The sequence below is a fragment of the Alkaliphilus crotonatoxidans genome (assembly GCF_054658015.1).
Genome location: NZ_BAAHXS010000004.1, coordinates 1,069,048 through 1,085,830, shown reverse-complemented (window position 1 = coordinate 1,085,830; position 16,783 = coordinate 1,069,048). Strand labels below are relative to the sequence as shown.

General features: G+C 42.3%; 14 protein-coding genes. 4 read left to right on the top strand and 10 right to left on the bottom strand.

Annotation, left to right across the window (positions count from 1 at the left end; all coding sequences use genetic code 11):
• Positions 1 to 5: 5 nt before the first annotated feature.
• From hisG to ACYQ1I_RS07655, 3 genes are all read right to left on the bottom strand, one after another.
• Positions 6 to 626, bottom strand: a complete 621-nt coding sequence (gene hisG, locus ACYQ1I_RS07665; protein ID WP_459763976.1) for an ATP phosphoribosyltransferase — start codon at positions 624 to 626, stop codon at positions 6 to 8.
• Positions 626 to 1,843, bottom strand: a complete 1,218-nt coding sequence (gene hisZ / locus ACYQ1I_RS07660; protein ID WP_459763974.1) for an ATP phosphoribosyltransferase regulatory subunit — start codon at positions 1,841 to 1,843, stop codon at positions 626 to 628. The genes hisG and hisZ overlap by 1 nt, the downstream gene beginning before the upstream one ends.
• 264 nt (positions 1,844 to 2,107) lie before the next feature.
• Positions 2,108 to 3,025 carry a hypothetical protein gene (locus ACYQ1I_RS07655; protein WP_459763972.1) on the bottom strand — a complete coding sequence of 306 codons (918 nt, stop codon included), beginning with the start codon at positions 3,023 to 3,025 and terminating at the stop codon, positions 2,108 to 2,110.
• 305 nt (positions 3,026 to 3,330) lie between these two features.
• Between ACYQ1I_RS07655 and ACYQ1I_RS07650 the strand changes: the two genes are divergently transcribed.
• Positions 3,331 to 4,065, top strand: a complete 735-nt coding sequence (locus tag ACYQ1I_RS07650) for a nuclease-related domain-containing protein (RefSeq protein ID WP_459763970.1) — start codon at positions 3,331 to 3,333, stop codon at positions 4,063 to 4,065.
• A gap of 81 nt (positions 4,066 to 4,146) precedes the next feature.
• Here the strand turns inward: ACYQ1I_RS07650 and ACYQ1I_RS07645 are convergent, their stop codons facing one another.
• The 4 genes from ACYQ1I_RS07645 to ACYQ1I_RS07630 form a co-directional block, all read right to left on the bottom strand.
• Complete coding sequence (locus ACYQ1I_RS07645) at positions 4,147 to 5,058, bottom strand: AEC family transporter (protein ID WP_459763968.1); 912 nt, start codon at positions 5,056 to 5,058, stop codon at positions 4,147 to 4,149.
• A gap of 371 nt (positions 5,059 to 5,429) precedes the next feature.
• Complete coding sequence (locus ACYQ1I_RS07640) at positions 5,430 to 6,275, bottom strand: class I SAM-dependent methyltransferase (protein ID WP_459763966.1); 846 nt, start codon at positions 6,273 to 6,275, stop codon at positions 5,430 to 5,432.
• 18 nt (positions 6,276 to 6,293) lie between these two features.
• The gene (locus ACYQ1I_RS07635; RefSeq protein WP_459763965.1) at positions 6,294 to 8,168 is read right to left on the bottom strand and encodes an S-layer homology domain-containing protein; all 1,875 of its coding nucleotides are present in this window, start codon (positions 8,166 to 8,168) and stop codon (positions 6,294 to 6,296) included.
• A 98-nt stretch (positions 8,169 to 8,266) separates the two neighbouring features.
• The gene (locus ACYQ1I_RS07630; protein WP_459763964.1) at positions 8,267 to 9,013 is read right to left on the bottom strand and encodes a DUF368 domain-containing protein; all 747 of its coding nucleotides are present in this window, start codon (positions 9,011 to 9,013) and stop codon (positions 8,267 to 8,269) included.
• Positions 9,014 to 9,200: 187 nt separating this feature from the next.
• Here ACYQ1I_RS07630 and ACYQ1I_RS07625 point away from each other — a divergent pair, with 187 nt between their 5' ends.
• Together ACYQ1I_RS07625 and ACYQ1I_RS07620 are read left to right on the top strand one after the other, a co-directional pair.
• Positions 9,201 to 10,022 (top strand): YihY/virulence factor BrkB family protein, encoded by an 822-nt coding sequence (locus ACYQ1I_RS07625; RefSeq protein ID WP_459763962.1) that lies wholly within the window; start codon positions 9,201 to 9,203, stop codon positions 10,020 to 10,022.
• 58 nt (positions 10,023 to 10,080) lie between these two features.
• Entirely contained in the window at positions 10,081 to 10,926 is an 846-nt protein-coding gene (locus ACYQ1I_RS07620) for a YihY/virulence factor BrkB family protein (RefSeq protein WP_459763960.1), read from the top strand.
• Here the strand turns inward: ACYQ1I_RS07620 and ACYQ1I_RS07615 are convergent.
• The 3 genes from ACYQ1I_RS07615 to ACYQ1I_RS07605 form a co-directional block, all read right to left on the bottom strand.
• Positions 10,923 to 11,357, bottom strand: a complete 435-nt coding sequence (locus ACYQ1I_RS07615; protein ID WP_459763958.1) for a bacteriohemerythrin — start codon at positions 11,355 to 11,357, stop codon at positions 10,923 to 10,925. The two genes, ACYQ1I_RS07620 and ACYQ1I_RS07615, sit on opposite strands and share 4 nt — an antisense overlap.
• A gap of 172 nt (positions 11,358 to 11,529) precedes the next feature.
• Positions 11,530 to 11,937, bottom strand: a complete 408-nt coding sequence (locus ACYQ1I_RS07610) for a hypothetical protein (RefSeq protein ID WP_459763956.1) — start codon at positions 11,935 to 11,937, stop codon at positions 11,530 to 11,532.
• A gap of 109 nt (positions 11,938 to 12,046) precedes the next feature.
• On the bottom strand, positions 12,047 to 15,052 hold the full coding sequence (locus ACYQ1I_RS07605; RefSeq protein ID WP_459765316.1) for an FG-GAP repeat domain-containing protein: 3,006 nt from the start codon (positions 15,050 to 15,052) through the stop codon (positions 12,047 to 12,049).
• 251 nt (positions 15,053 to 15,303) lie between these two features.
• Here ACYQ1I_RS07605 and ACYQ1I_RS07600 point away from each other — a divergent pair, with 251 nt between their 5' ends.
• Complete coding sequence (locus tag ACYQ1I_RS07600; RefSeq protein WP_459763954.1) at positions 15,304 to 16,779, top strand: methyl-accepting chemotaxis protein; 1,476 nt, start codon at positions 15,304 to 15,306, stop codon at positions 16,777 to 16,779.
• Positions 16,780 to 16,783: the final 4 nt, after the last annotated feature.

Below are 16,783 nucleotides of genomic sequence, written 5' to 3'. Positions count from 1 at the left end.
CCCCCTTAAAAAATACTTCTGTTGATTGCCTCTACTATTTTCGTAATGGGCTCCTGCTTGGTTTTGTAGCTTACCTTATTCAGCACCAGCCTGGCACTGACTTGGGCTACCTCCTCTAAAATCACCAGGCCGTTATCCCTTAAGGTATTGCCGGTTTCCACAATATCTACAATTACATCGCTCAGCCCCAACAAAGGGGCCAATTCCACAGAGCCCTCCTGCTTAATAATTTCCACCGATTGGCCTTTATTGGCAAAATATCTCCTGGCCACGTTGGGATATTTAGTAGCCACCCTCATATGCTTGGCACAGCAGGCCTGGGGCCTCCCTGCCACGGCCAGACGGCATGCTCCAAACTTTAGATCAGCCACCTCATATAGCAGCCTTTCCTGTTCAAGGAGTACGTCCTTCCCCACTACGCCCATATCCACCACCCCATGCTCCACATAGGTGGGAACATCCAGGGCCTTTAACAGCACCACCTGAATTTGGCTGTGGGGTAAATCAAATACCAGCTTTCTATTTTTTTCCCTTAAGGGACTACAGTCCAGGTGAATCCTTTCCAGTAAGGCAATTGCATCCTCTGCCAGGCGTCCTTTAGCCAGGGCCAGCTTAATTGTCTCCATTACCTTTCCCCCTGTACTGGCACCACCGAAATGGTACCGTCTTTTTTCACATACCAAATCTCGTCAACCTTTCTTCTTATGCAGTAATCCTTTATGTCTTCAGCCTCGGTTAAATGGCTGGCCTCTGCAATATATCCTTCTGCTCTGGCCTTTTTTAATACCTGGGCCTGAATCCTGTCTGCTGCCTGGTTAACCACCAGTACATGTATTTCTTGAGATTCCTTTAGCTTCTGTTGAATTTTTAATGCCTTTGTTATTTTATTGAGTATAAAGGCAAAGCCAATGGCAGGGCAGGTGAGGTCAAATTCATCTAATAATTTGTCATACCGGCCTCCGCTAACCAACACCACGCCTAAATCCTTAGTATAACCCTTAAAGACAATTCCGGTATAATACCCAATATGGGAAACCATACCTAAATCCAGGGAAATGTAGTCGTAATAGCCGTAGGCCTCAATGATCTCTACCACCTGGGCCAGCTCCTTGGCCCTTTCCCTTGCTTCTTCTGCCAAATTCAACTGCTTCAGCTCCCTTAACACCCCCTTGGGGTCTCCAAAGAGCCGGGGCAGCTTCTTTAATATTTGAGCGGTTTCCCCCTTAATTGACAGCCCTTCTATTAAACGGTCTATTTCTGGTAGATTCTTATTTTCAAGGGCATTCATTAACTGCTCCCTGGCTTCAGATTCCATGGCCAATCCCCTGATCATATCCTCTAAAAGGGTAATTTGCCCGATTTCCATTTGAAAATCTGACAAACCCAGGTTTAACAGACTTTCAATGGCGGTAATGATCACCTCAGCATCGACCTGGGGGCCCCTAACGCCAAAAAACTCTACCCCTGCCTGACGATACTCTCTTTTTTTCCCTGCCTGCTCCCGGTCAATTCGAAACACATTTTGAATATAGCAGAGCTTTAGGGGGTGAACAAAATCCTTCATCTTGGTGGCCACCAATCTGCCGATGGGAATGGTACAGTCGGGCCTAAGAACCAATAGACTGCCATTGGTATCAATTAGCTTGAACATTTTGTCCCCGTTTTGGTTTAAGTAATCCTGAGAAAATAAATCATAGTATTCCAGGGTAGGGGTGCTGACCTCCATATAGCCCCACCGACGGAAATCCTTCATCAGGGCGTTTTCTATTTCTCTACGGTAAAAACAGTCATCTATCAATAGATCCTGTACCCCTTCGGGGAGTAACACCTTTTTTGATCCCATGCTTCATCGCTCCATTGCTTTAATTAATTAAAGTGATAGTTTAAGAAAGTACTTGTTTATGATTGTACCTGCTGCATTTAAATTTGTCAATGGTTATTTTATTTCTGGTTTTTGGAAAAACATTTGATAATTTAGCAAAAAGTGAGAGGAGAGAAGAAGATTGTAAAGGAAATGGTTATTTTATTGAATAGGCGACTGTTTCTTTATAAAGAAAAATCAGCCGCCCCTTATGTACCATTAGTATCGGTAATATTCAATTGTTCATCAGCCTTTAGCCTTAAACAGGCCCAGAACACTGTTCCATTTTGCTGATTGTTCAGGATACAAGGACGATAGAAGGTTGTCCTTCACAGCTTTACCCATAGCATTTTTGACCTCGTCAATGGTGGCTTGAACAATCCTTTCCTTTGCAGCAAATGCTTCATCTGATTCCTTTATTGCCTCATTTAGGCTGGTCAGTCTTGAAGTGTGATTGGCCATATCCTTTGTATAGGCCTTTAAAATAGCCGATAGCTTTGTTGGGTCGGCCCAGTCTTGATCACTGTACCCAAGATATTTCTGGGCGTAAAGCTTTAATGGGTTTGCCTTAGGCTTAATGGGCCCTATGTCTGAATTGTAGAAAACCAGATAGCCCTTATCACGCATTTCCGACCTTTCAGCAAATTGATTGATCCCCTCTAAAAAGGATTGTGCTTCCTCGGGGTCGTCCAGGTAATTCTGCGCTATATATTCTGCCAGCTTCATACCGGCTTCCCTGTTAATGGCCCGGGTCTTCACATCCTCGTCCCTCTGACTGAAAATCATATCACCCAGCTCCTGGGCCAGCTGTTGAGGATTTTCAGCCTTTCCATCCAGCATATTGAATATAAAGTGCTCCACTGTTCCTTCCATAAAGGGTTTTACCTGAACCTCAATTTGTCCCTCCTGTCTGATTGGCCCTATCAACGATCCTTTTTCCAGCATTTTCAAGGTTTCAAAATCTAAATGGGAAACTTCGTCATAGCTGCCTCCAAACTTTTCTTTCATATAGTGTTGCAGCGCCTCACTGCTTATTGATGCTCTGACGGTTTCCCCTTCGTTAGCTGTCCCTTGTATATTTCTGCTGTCATGAAGTCCCGTTGACTTATCAACCTTGATTGTCTTATCGGTATAGGGAATATAGCTGATCTTTAGTGCGTCCACTGAAATGACCTCCTGTCCGTGGTATCGTTATCCTTAGTAATCTTTCACATATATAATCGGCATTTTTTGCACATATGTTTAAAGCCATCATTAATTTTTTGTGATGAGAGTTTGAAAGGCACAAATTTAAGACAGGACTAATATTTTATATTAAACGCTAATATCAGCGGGCCTGATTGATTCAAAAAAGGGGAGGCTGCTGGAATTAAATATCTTGCCTTGATGAATTGGCTGTGTATTTAATTGTAATGGGGGTAACTTTATAGTAAACAGGTAATGGGATGAAAGGAAAGGGGTTGAACTGTATGACTGTGCATAAGGGAAAAAACACGGTAGCAAGGGGAAGGCTTCATAATTTAATCAATGATCCCCTTTGGCTCTATATGCTGGGAATTACCTCCTTGTCGTTTCTACTGGCCGATTCCGCTGCCGGCTATCTGCTATCTTCTCTGCTGCTGGGGTTTACCCTTGTAAGTATTTATATTCTTTACATCGGTGGGGGTACCAGGCTTCATGACAGGGTTTTACAGCAGCTTAGCAGTTTTAATAACCAGTATACCATCATCTCGTCGGTTGAGTTGACAGATGGTAGTAAAAAGGGGTTTTTTGATTATATTCTCCTTTCGCCTAAGGGTATTTTTAATATTCGGGTGCTGGATTTTGAGGGTACCATGACAGGTTATGAAAATGATGAGTATTGGGATTATGTTAAGGTAATCAGCCCCTATGATGTCATCCGGAAAAGGGTAAATAATCCCCTGCATTTTCTACAGTACAGCCATGGAATTATTGAAGGGCTTTTGGAACGGCAGCATATTAAATATATTCCTCTGCAATCGTTTTTTGTAGTGAATAATTCCGATGCAACGATTGAAACCAACAGCTATGTTCCCATTGTTCGGGTGAAGGAACTGGCTGATTATATCGAAAATCATCAGGATCGCTCTAATATGACGGCCATTCTCAAGGAGCTTGAGGAGCTTTTCCTTTCAGGCCCCCATATTAAATACAAGGCTTCTAGCCTTTCAACAGAAGGCTAATGGCCTAGGGGGCTCATATCTATAGGAGATAAGATAGGGCTATTGTCGATATAGCCTTTTCTTTTTGCAGATTTGTATGGGCTACCAGACATTAAGGGCCATAACCAAAATAGCTGGAATCGATATAATCGATAATAAGGTAGATAGCGAAATGATCTGAGCCCCATAGGCATAATCTGCATTATACTGTTGGGCGAACATTGCCATTACTACCCCCGAAGGGGCTGAACTGGCAATTAACAAAACCATTTTCAAGGTTTCATATTGACTTGGCACCAATTTTAAGGCAAAAGCAATTACTGCTGGAATAATGATTAGCTTGATGGCACAGGTTTTATAGACCATCCTTCCCTTGAAAATTGATAGGAAAGGGCTTTCTGCAATGTAGGAGCCCAGTATAAACATGGCTAAGGGTGTATTCAGGCTGGCAACGATCCTAATGCTTTCTGACAGGGCATCAGGCAGGGGCCATGGAGATAGGAATACCAGCAGTCCAATTCCAAGACCTTTGAAGGCAGGAGTAGTCAATATTGCCTTAGGATTAAAGGTGTCTCGTTGACCCGAAATTAAATAGATGCCATAGGTCCAGGAATAGATATTGTAGGCTACGACAACCATTGTTAGATAAAAGACCGCACTGCTCCCCAGCAGCCCCTGTACCAAGGGAATACCAAAAAAACCTACATTGGGAAAGGCAGCTGGAAACTGCTCAAATCGGTTTCCCTTCCCTAAAAAGATTCTTGCAATAATAAATCCAATTCCCAGCACAACGAAGCCTAATGCCAGGGCTAAGGCCAATTCCTTTAATTTTGTTAAAGAAAATTCAATATTGAAGGCATTGATAATTACAATCGGTGTAACGGTCTTTAATAGAATATTAGAGATTTGTCTGCTTCCCTGCTTGTCTAATAGTTCTTTTTTTATCAAAATATATCCAAAGGCCATTAGAAAAAACATAATCATAATCTGATTCAGTATAATATGAATTCCCATATAGTCACCTCAACTAGTTTAAATAGTCTTAAATAAAAAGCACTACATTAATAATTATATTAATTAAGCCCATATCCTCCCCCTTTTTTCATTGAAAAAAAACCAAAGGGAAATAGGCATATTTTTTTGATGCCTTGGTCTTGACATAAATTAGCCCGTCGGTTGTGACGGGTACCAAATCATGGAATTAAATTTCTTTGAAGTCAACCAATATTTTACCTTATTCTGATAACAAGTGCAAATAATTTCAACAAGCAGGTGAACAAGCAAATGGCCTTCCTGCATCATGACAGGCCGGACCTTTGTAAAAGAAAAGAACTACCCCGTAGGATAGCTCTCGAATATGATATTCACTTTAATTGAATAACCTGCTATTTTTCTAAAATTCCCACCACCATTTTGACAAAGCATTCCCTTAAAAGGGGTAGTTTAGCCAATGGCTTGAAAAATGATCGTAAGGGTACCTCCCGATAGTATAAAAGCTGAAAATCAGTTTCCTTAATCAGTCGGTTAAACCACTTAACTGTCATCCCATTAATGTAGGAAAAATATTCTTCTCCCTGGTCGTTGACATCGATACGAAATTTGATCCGTTCTTCTCCATCGGGCAGATCCTTTACCTGATCCTTATAAACCTCGATAAGGGTTTTTTCATCAAAGAATAGATGTACCCAAGGAAAGCCAATGGCATCACTTAAGTGGGCACCAAAGGGATGGTAATAAGGAGGGAAATTCACATATAACCTTCCCTTCGGCCTCAACACCCGATGACATTCCTTTAAAACCGCCAGGGGCTGATCGACATGCTCCATGGCATCATTCATGATGATGGTATCAAAGGTATTTTCCTCAAAGGGCAGCTGGGCAGCATCCCCCAATACAAATTGAAATCGGTCTGCCAGCCCTTTATCCGCCGCCAATTGATTGGCCTCTGCCTCATAACGGGGAACCACATCGATTCCATAGACCTTTCTGGCCCCCTGGGAGGCATAATATAGCGTTTTTCCCGCTGCACCACAGCCAATGTCTAAAATAACCTTATCTAAAAACATTTCCTCCTTAGATACCCGTTCCAGGTAAAACTTCACTGTTTCTTCGCCCTTTTCAAACTGCCACTGGGCGTAGCTCTTTACCCCTTGATTTTGCAGATTAAAGGGGTGTACCGGCAGGGGAAACAGTTTATTAATTGATTTCAGTAGCTTTGTCTTAACCGCCATGGAATAACCTCTTTCTGACTATTTACTGTCAATAACAAAAATATGATCAACGATAAATTCTCCCTTTTCTGTCTTACCGGTGACCAGTACAACGTCGCCCTCTTTTAGTCCGCTTAATTTTGTGGTTCCGGTTTTTTTACTGTAGGTGGTTTTATCGGTAAGGATCAGCTCCTTAATTACTCTTCTTCCATCTTCCAGGCACTCTATTTCAATATACCTGCCCCGACTGTCGATATAGTCGATGACTCCATTGAGGGTGTCTGTGGCCACCTTCCTGGAGGTATAGATGGACACCACGGTTTTTCCTTCAATCTCGATTTCTACAAAGTAATTAACTCTTAAATCATAGATTTCTGCTTCTTTATCACCTATTTCAATTTCCACATCTTCCCCAAGGATAAATTCCTCAAGCTGCCCATCGGCTGACTCAACCTCCAGGGTCACCTGGTCAGTACCTATGGCCATGGTTCTAATGTAACCCTCCACTTCCCTTCGGATTACATCGGCTTCTACAAGCTTTACCTTGCCATATTCCAGTTCAACCCTTACTTCATCATAGAGTCGAAGGCTGGAAAATTTGGAGCTCTTTCGATCCCTAATGTACTTTGTAGACTTATCCATGTAGATAGTGATCACTTCGTCATCCCTGGTGGTGATTTCAAGATATTGATCATTTTCTGAACCCTTATCGGTAATTTCTCCGTCTACATAGGTTGTCATGCTTCTTCCCTGTACCTCTATCACCTTGTCGTTCTTTTGAATCAGCCTGACAATGTCCCCTTCTTTAAAGGAAGAAAGCGATGTTTCCCTTCCATTGAGGGTCACCTTTGTATTATCTGGTACGGTGAAAACACGAGTGGCATCCTTATCATTCCTCAGGGTAAGTACATTGTTGCCTCCAGTCAGGTATCTTACAAAGTATCCCTTAAAGGATTCCTGGCTGGTTTCTCCATGGATCTCCTTTACCATACCGTCTTCCAGTATGATTTTTAAGTAATGACCTTCCTTTAGATCAGAAAGCCTGGAATTTTTTCCGTCAATCCATACTCTATTGTTAGACTTAATTTCATAGGTATGTAAATGGTTTGACTTATCAATCATACTCAATATAGTTCGCCTGGAGCCTTCCATTACATTATTGAAGTATCCTGCTGTATCATACTCCTTGGCTTCTTCCTCATCATCTTCTTCCTCTTCCCTTATGTCTTCATCGGTCTTGCGATCCAATTCCTCTTGATATTCGTCCAGAATCTCGGCGGCTATAGAAATCAGCTTAGCTGTCTCGCCTCGGGTTAGATTATTCAAGGGTAGGAACTGACCTCCATTACTGGATTGGCTCAATAATCCTTCAGTAAGCATCATGTCTACATAGGCCTTGGCATTTTGAGGAATAAACATTTCGTCATCATAGGGAATGGTATAGGCAACCTTCGGTTCCTTTCCTCCGTAATATTCCAGTACACGGCCGATTAAAATCACCATTTCAAATCGTTTGATATTAGTAGGATTTCCATTAGTCATAAATTGATTCAATTCATTTTCCAGTACAATGTTCTCGCTGAGCATAAAGGCAACATATTCCCTGGCCCATTGAGGAATATCATGGCTATCTAGCTGAGATTGGTATTTAGCTGTATAGTTTTCTGTATCAGCATCATACTGTAAAAGCTTAGACAGCATTGTAATGGTTTCAAGACCAGAAATGGGATTATCGGGTCGATAGGTAGAATCACTATAGCCGCCGGTTATTTTTCTTTGATAGATATCCTTAACAAATTCCTCTGACCAATGATTCTTAATATCTGTAAAAATCAAGCTCTGGGCCATGGCCATATTGCCCATCAGCATGACGGCAATCACAACAAAAATAATCAAACTCCTTAATTTTTTCACCTTTAAGTCCTCCCTTACTCTTTAATATCCACTTTAATTATTTCTACATTTATACTGTTTTTCCTGCATTTTTCTCAGGAGCCCTTCAACAGATCAGATTATTCCCTGTCGCTCCACCACCAAACCAACGAAAAACCCACTGCAAACAAAAGAATGACCCAAATGTTAAATTCATGGGGCAGCAGCCCTCTGCAGGAACCAATGATAATACCTGCAAAGAAGTAGGAAACCAGCCCCTTATAGCGTTCATACATCTGCTCTAAAAACTTTAACAAAAGAACGATGCCAATGAGACTTCCCAAAGCAAAAATAATCAATGGCAAAAAGTTTAATTCTTTAATATTAAACAGCATGGTATCGTAAATTCCCATTAATATCAGCACAGAGCTGCCGGGAACCCCCGGAATTACCATGGCGGCACTGGAAAGGGCTCCGCCAATCATTAGAATCCACCAGTCAACCTTATCACCTGCTGTTAAAATACTGATGGGCTCTCCCACCATCACAAACCCAACAATAAACCCGGTAGCCATCATCAATAAATGTCTTTTCCCCATTTTAGGACAATCCTTTAATACCGACTTAATGGAGGCCAAAAGACAGCCCAAGAGAAAAGCCACTGTAACATCACGATGGGCCTCAAATACTATGGCAAAGAGGGAACCGCTGGCAAAGATTCCAGCAATTACGCCCCCGATCATGGGCAAATAAGGCTTTATATTTAACTTAGCCAGATCCTTTATCATTTTTTCATAAATACCTAGAATCACAAAAACAGTTCCACCGCTCATTCCCGGTAAAACGATAATAAAACCAATAATAAAACCTTGCAATATAGGATGCATGTTGTCCTCCTTCGGAATGCAAATATTAGGTTGTCTCAATTGGATATACAGATATAAATTGATTTGTATTATTTCAAGATTTCAGGCCCTATTTCCTTCCTGGTAATAAAGATTTAATAATTTGTATTTTTCAGTCATAACATTCCCATCTGTTGCCAACACTAAGGGAAACACCGGGGGTGAGACTATGACAAAGGATCGTTGGATTCAATTTGTGAAATTACTCTATAAGCGCTTTCAACAGGACGAAATTACTGCCCTAAGCGCCCAGATGACCTATTACCTGATTCTTTCCTTTTTTCCCTTTTTAATTTTTCTCATCACCTTAGTCACCTATACGCCCCTGTTGACCGAGGCATCTCTTTACCCATTGTCTAACATTTTGCCTCAGGAGACATACTTTTTAATTATGGAGGTGGCCATGGAGGTGATTTATAGCCGTAGTCTAACGCTTTTATCCTTTGGAATGGTCACCAGCCTGTGGGCGGCCTCCAATGGTATGGGTGCCATTCTTCGGGGAATCAACAAGGCCTATAACCAGGTAGATCACCGTTCCATCATCGGCCATCGCCTGTTGTCCTTAGGCCTAACCATTGGTTTTATTATCGTGCTGCTGACCACCTTCATTCTCCTTGTATTGGGTAGAGGATGGGCCAGCAGGCTCTTCAGGCTTTTGAGTTTTTCCCCGTACTTTTTGCAGGTTTGGGATTATATACGATATGGCATTTCACTCCTGATCATGTGGCTGGTTTTTACCGCCCTTTACCGCTATGGCCCCCATCGCCCCACCAGCTTTCGCGAGGTATTGGCTGGTTCCACCTTTGCCATTATCGGATGGGTGGGAATCTCTTTAATTTTTTCCTTCTATGTGGAACGCTTTGCCAATTTCACCTACATGTACGGCAGCATCGGCGGCGTATTTGTTTTGTTGATATGGCTCTATATCAGCAGTATTATTCTGCTTTTGGGGGCAGAAATCAATGCTGTATTGAGTATCGAAGAATTTTAGGTTATGATGGCACTATGGTGGTATAAATATCGTTAAAGGAAAAATAAGGGGGATCACGATGAAGATTACTCAGCTAAAACAGACAAAGGGGCTCCACTTTATTACAGAGCTGATGCAGGATTTCAGGGATAAAGAGATTACCGCCCTGGGGGCCCAAACGACCTATTACTTGATAATTTCCTTTTTTCCCTTTTTGATCTTTTTAATTACACTGATCAGCTATACGCCCCTGTTGACCCATCATTCCTTATCTACGCTTTCAAATGTTCTGCCTCAGGATACCTATAATTTTGTCATGGATATTATTTTTGAGGTATTGGAAAGCCGCAGCCTGGCCTTACTATCCTTTGGTATGCTTACGACCCTTTGGACAGCTTCCAATGGGGTGATGGCCTTAATTAAAGGAATCAATAAGGCCTACGAACAAAAAGAGAGCCGTTCCCTCATAAAGGTACGGCTGCTTTCAATTTTCTTTACCGTCGGACTGATTTTACTGATTGTTTTTGTATTACTGCTTTTGGTTTTAGGCAAAGCCTTAGCCCTGGTTGTGGCGGACTTTTTTGGCCTTTCCCATTATTTTTTACCCCTTTGGAATATTCTTCGCTATAGCAGTGCTCTGTTGGTGATGGTGTTTTGCTTTACCATATTGTATTCCCATGGCACCGCCAGTGGGTTTACTCTTAAGGCTTCCTTACCGGGAGCGGTGGCTGCTACACTGGGTTGGATATTGATTTCAACAGGCTTTTCTTATTATGTCAACCAATTCGGAAGCTATACGAAAATGTATGGCAGCATTGGCGGTATTTTTGTTTTACTCCTCTGGTTATATTTAAGCAGTATTATTTTGCTGCTGGGGGCCGTCATTAATCATATTCTTCAAAAACAAAAACAGGGGGCCTGTTAAGCCTTTAAATAGCCTGGCAGCTGCATATCAATTTTTAATATATGGTTTTTCAGCCATTCTACTAAAAAATTGATCAGCTCTATTGAGATCTCTGCCTGTCTTTCGTCGACGTCCTTATCAAAAAGCTGCTGCACCTTAGCCACAAAGGCACTGTGCTGTGCCCGGTGATTTTTAAAATATGACCAAAACCGGGCCAACTCCTCATCCTTTAGACTCTCCATATGATTTTTCATTAACTGCTCTTCATGATTAAAATGCTCCTGGGCGTACTGCCTTAGCTCTGTCAAAATCTCCATAATCTTGTCGTAGTTGTCAAATTCCAGCTGGGTTACAACCTGATCATTTAAATCATTGATCAGCTTCACCAGGTACTGGTGTTGATCATCAATAACATTCATACCCGTTTCATAAATTTTTTCCCAAACAAGCATTAAAATCCCCTTCCCTTGATATGATTTATCCTAATTTTATCATGTTTCACAGAAAATACAATTTTTTTCAACAAGATATGCTAGAAATTTTTTCATAAAAAAACTGTTGATAAGTTCTATCGTAATATAAAACTTATCAACAGCTTTCATCTTTATCCACCGTTCAAATACTTTATCGAATGGCCTTTAATTTAACGATATCATTCCAATTTTTAGAGGTCACCAGCTCCACCGCCGTCAAGTCCTCTCGAATGGTCTTCACCTCTGCTTCAACCCTGGCCAGGGTATGATTCATCTGGTCCATTTGGGCCCGCTGCACTTCACTGGCATGCTCTAGGGCCCTGAGAATACCGGTATGCTCACCTAAAAGCTGGGTATGCTGGCTTAAAATACCTTCATGCCTGTTTAAGATCTCACTGTGCTGATTTAGAATCTCACTGTGCTGATTTAGAATCTCGCTGTGCTGATTTAGAATCTCGCTATGCTGATCTAATATCTTGCTGTGCTCATTTAAAATTTCAGTCTGTTGATCCAGCTTTCCGTTTATTTGCTCCAGCAATGCTAAAACTTCACCGTCCATCTTACCACCCCTTTTCTTTACAGTGATGATAGCTATCTATAGTATACCATTTTAAAGCCTGTTCAACAACAAAGTCAGCCATAAATGTATTTTGTTTCCATCCATTTTATCACCACTTCAGGGTTATCTTTGCCTTTTCCCCGTAGTGGGTAACGGTATAAAGCTGATCCTCCTGTTTAACCCTTAGGTTTTCACCAATTACTTCAACATCGGTGTTGGCCGTAAACTTCAGCTCCTGCATACCAGGGGTATCAATCTCCAGCACCATTTGATTTTCCTCCTGATTAAGCTTCAAGGGCCCGTTGACCATGTGGAGTACGATGGGCATTGCTTCAGGCTCAGGGGCTTCCCTTAAAAAGCTAAGGCTGGTCTTATCACTTACACCAATATATAGACCTCCCTTGGCAGCGTATTGTATCACTGCATCACTTACGAGATTTCTATCCTTCATGCTTTCTCCCAGTTCCACCTTAATTCCGCCGGTACCAAGATATTCCTCCGCCAGCTCCGCCGGCACCTGACTGGTATCGGGAATAATCACCAGCTTGTCGTCTTCGACCTGAATTTCATAGGAGGTATAGAAACCATTGATAAAGGACTTAGCCATTTGTTCTTCCGTTACAAAGGCATACTGATACTTACTTCTAATTGTTTCAGCCACTTGAATCATATTTTTTAAATGATCCAGTCCGCCGGCCCCTTCTGTAATTTTGTACTCAATATGCTCAAAAAAGCTCAATGGAAGATCCATCTGGGCCAGATGATCATAGACCTCCAGGTAATAGCCGATATAGGGTGCCGGCGTTGACATCACCAGTGGTAATCGTTCTTTCCCTTCCATCATCATAAAGGGTATAGGCCAAATGTAGTCGGGCCCAAAGGTCGGGTCAGAGGGGGCATTGGGGGTTTTAAAGGCCAAATCATGCCAGATATTATATTCCATCATATTTTTAAAGCTCTGAACAGGATTGTCAATATTCACCCGCCAGGTATGTTGATTCGTACCGGTATATTTCCATGGCAGCCCAAGCTTTTTAAAGTTCTCTTGGTGTAAGGCCAGCTCTAATTTTTCCAATTCACTGTCTTTATGACTGTGGAAATAAATGTGGGGCATAATGGGAATATAGTTTTCCCTGGCATAATCTAAGGATTTTAGCAGTTCCTCCCGGTGGGGAAAGGTTTCAGACGATGTGTCATAGGCCAGGGCAAAGCTCAACTGTCCTGTTACCAGATCCTGAACCCCGTTTCCATTGTAGTCGATTAAAAAGGGAACAACATTTTTTCCGGTATATAAGGTGTTTTTACCATAGATATTCTTCCTGACGGTGGGCAGGGTTCCTTCACTCACCAGGTTGTTTTCCTCACGAAGGAAAATGTGTACGTCACCTGTTCCGTCTCCCACCAACAAATCTATACTTCCGTCTTGATTATAGTCTCCACCGTGGGGAGCAGCAAAGGAAGCCACCTTAATGGGCTCTGAGCCTGCTTTAAGCTCCTCAGGATCACCAAAGCTTAATTGCCCTTCTATCATCATGCCCTTTAACAGATAAACATAGCCCTCGGCATCCCCCACCAATAGGTCAACAATACCATCGCCATCAAAATCCACTGCAAAGGGGGCAGCATCCCCCTCCATCCTTAAAGCCTCGCCTTTATGGTTTTTAAGGGGTTGAGGCATTTCAAAGGTGTTGGACTGATTTATCAGCAGCCATAGCTCACCGGCTTCGTTTCCAACAATTAAATCCAGCCTGCCGTTAGCATTATAGTCTAGCACCGTGGGGGCTGTATTGGCGCCCAGCTGTATGGCTTTACCATTTTTATGGGTTAAATCAACGCCATCTCCATAAACCGGTTCCTGGGCTGTTCCTCGATTAATAAGCAGCTTCAGCCTGCCATCGTGGGTTCCCACGATGATGTCCAGCAACCCGTTTCCATTGTAATCAACAAAGTAGGGATAGGGCCGAAAGTTTTTGTCAATGGCGGAATAATAGCTTACCTCTTCAGGATACTGACCAAAGGTAATGTAGTCCCCTTCGGCATTCTTAATAAATTGCCCGTTCGAATAGTAGGATTCCTCCTCCTCACCTATAAAAACAGGCTCGGTGTTGGTTCCGATATTGGTGTGGTAGGTCAAGGTACCATACCATTCTCCCCAATCGTATGAACCCCTCACCAGGGTAAAGGTAGGAATTTGATTATATTCCTTCAGCATATCAATCCAGGTGATCAGCTCGAGGTTTTTAATTGAGGTCAGTACTTCGTAGTGATTTTGCCATGCCATTACGGGGCTTCCGTTTACTCCCATGACCTTTTTCAGTGCAACGCCATACTGCTCCTTGGCCACATAGCCCATTAATTCATTCAAAAGCTGGCTATTTCCCGATGAATAGAAAAATTGAAAGTATTGATTTGCTTCTCCTCGCTCCTGAAAATCATAACCGGTGATGTATTGGCTGTAGTTGGGCAGAAAATCAGAAAGGTTAATAACCCTTCCCTTTCCCTGTTCCTTAACCGACAGCAGGGATTGGCCTTCTGCACCAATGATCATTTGCCCTGAATTTAGCTTAGCAGCCTCAAAGGCTGTAGGTTTTTTTACATGACTCCTGTAATCCTCCTCGAAGGCTCTGGCCACCTGTTGAATCCCCTCATAATTGACCCCTAACTCAGGATATTCCAGGGTCGTTTCCATTAGGTCAATCTTCTCTCCCGGTACTACCCCCGTAAAGCCTTTAGGAAGCATGTCCATCAGCTTGTGGGGGAGGATTAGGGTGCCGCCTTCCGTCACAAAGCTTCTTAACCTCTTAATCATCTGCTTGTCCTGCTTTATGCTGGTAACGGCATCGTGAAGGTAGACGACATCATAATGATCAAGGTCTTCAGCCTTCAATTCCTCCACCTTTACCACATCCAAATTCAGCCCTACCACCAAGCTCTGGCTAAGCTGCTGGTAGAGAGGCAAATAGCTATCATCCTCCTGCACCAGTAGCAGCCTGATTTCATAGTTAACGCCCTTCGTAAGGGGATCTTCAATAGATAACTCTGTTCTGGTACAGGCAGTTATAATAAACGTCGGAATCAACAATAAAATGATCAAAGCCTTCCATTTTTCCTTCATTCTCAAGGTGAACCCTCCTATGTCGTAGTTTATATCTTCAATCATTATACCATAAAAAAACCTTCTGAGTTGACAAAGCCTTTAATGTAACTTTAAATATAAAATAGATCTAGGGTCTTATTCGTATTTAAAAACCTTTTCCCATTGCTTTGAAATTGATTCTCCATTCCTCCTGTGATATAATTATCGCCAAATATATAACAAGATTGGTAGTTAACAACATGAACACGATAAAAAAGGAGAGACGCAACATGAATCGCAGTACAGACATATTTAATCAAAATAAGCTGGTTTTAAAACTAATGTGGTTTTCCCTGATTCTCGGAATATTGGTTTGCGTACTAAATAAAATTCCCCAGCAGACCCTTTTGATGCTGATTGTTACGGGTCTGATTCTAGTTTCTACGGGTACTTTTTGTACCTATAAACGGCTTTGGGAAAAACAGGTTCGCTACATCATTCTAATTGGCCTGTCGGTTGTTTCTTACCTCATTATTTCTTCCAATCCCCATATGGGTAATTATTTAATGCTATTTTACTGCCTAGGGGTCATTACACTCTATCACGACCATCTATTAATTATCTTGATTGGCATGATTAATTTGGCTTTGACCAATTATTTTTATTTTCAATTTAAGCCAGTAATGTTTCCTTCCCTTGAAATTAAACATCTGGTATCGATGAATTTATATTTGGTGCTGTTAACCCTGGTTTTAGTCTTCCAGACCAGGCTAGGAGCCAATATGAGAAGGTCCCTTACCGACCAAAGTAACCAGTTACAGCAAGACAAGGAGGCCCTTGAGGGGATGTTTAATGAGATTCAGGGGATCGCCGCCACCCTGGGCAGCTTCAGTGGTGCCATGGCGGAGCAGGTCGTTGAAATTGGGGAAATTGCCAATGAAACCACCTGTATGTATCAGGAAATTGTCATGGGCTTTGAACAGCAAACAAAAAGCGTTAACGACATTAACCACTCGATACAATCAAGTGACCAGGCCATTCAAGCCCTGGCCGAGGCCTCTTCCTCCCTGAAGGAGCTGTCAGTTACAACGGTGGATATTTCAGCCAAGGGAAATGAGGAGACACATAATCTAAAGCACGAAATAGATGTGGTGGGATCAAATGTTGAGGAAACGGTGAAAATTATGGTAGATTTAACAAATCAGTCCCAGCAAATTGGTGAAATTTTAGGCGCCATTAGCCAGATAGCAGAGCAAACCAATTTATTGGCCCTCAATGCAGCCATTGAGGCAGCCAGGGCAGGGGAGCAGGGCAGAGGCTTTGCCGTGGTGGCGGAGGAAATCCGTAAGCTGGCGGAAAGCTCTAGAAAATCTGCCGAAGAAATCGGCCATATATTGGGCGACATTCAGGAAAAGTCCAGTGATGCATCAAATAAGGTTCAACGGGTATCTACCTCCTTTTATTCCAGTAAATTGGCGGCGGAGAAGACCGAGGGCTTCTTTAAGGATATTCATGATCATATTCATTCTGTACTGACCATGGCAGCAGAAATGAATACTCGGATTAAGCATTTGGAGGAAAGCTCACAGGTCATTACCAATGAAGCGGTTTCCATTGCCGGCGGAATACAGGAAACCTCTGCCGCCATTGAACAGGTCTCGGTCAGCATTGTTGAACAGGGTAAGGGAATAGAAGGGATCGTGAAGGAATTTAAAGAGCTTGATCAGCTTGGAAATCAGTTGAATGAGCTTGTACATAGAAAATAGAACG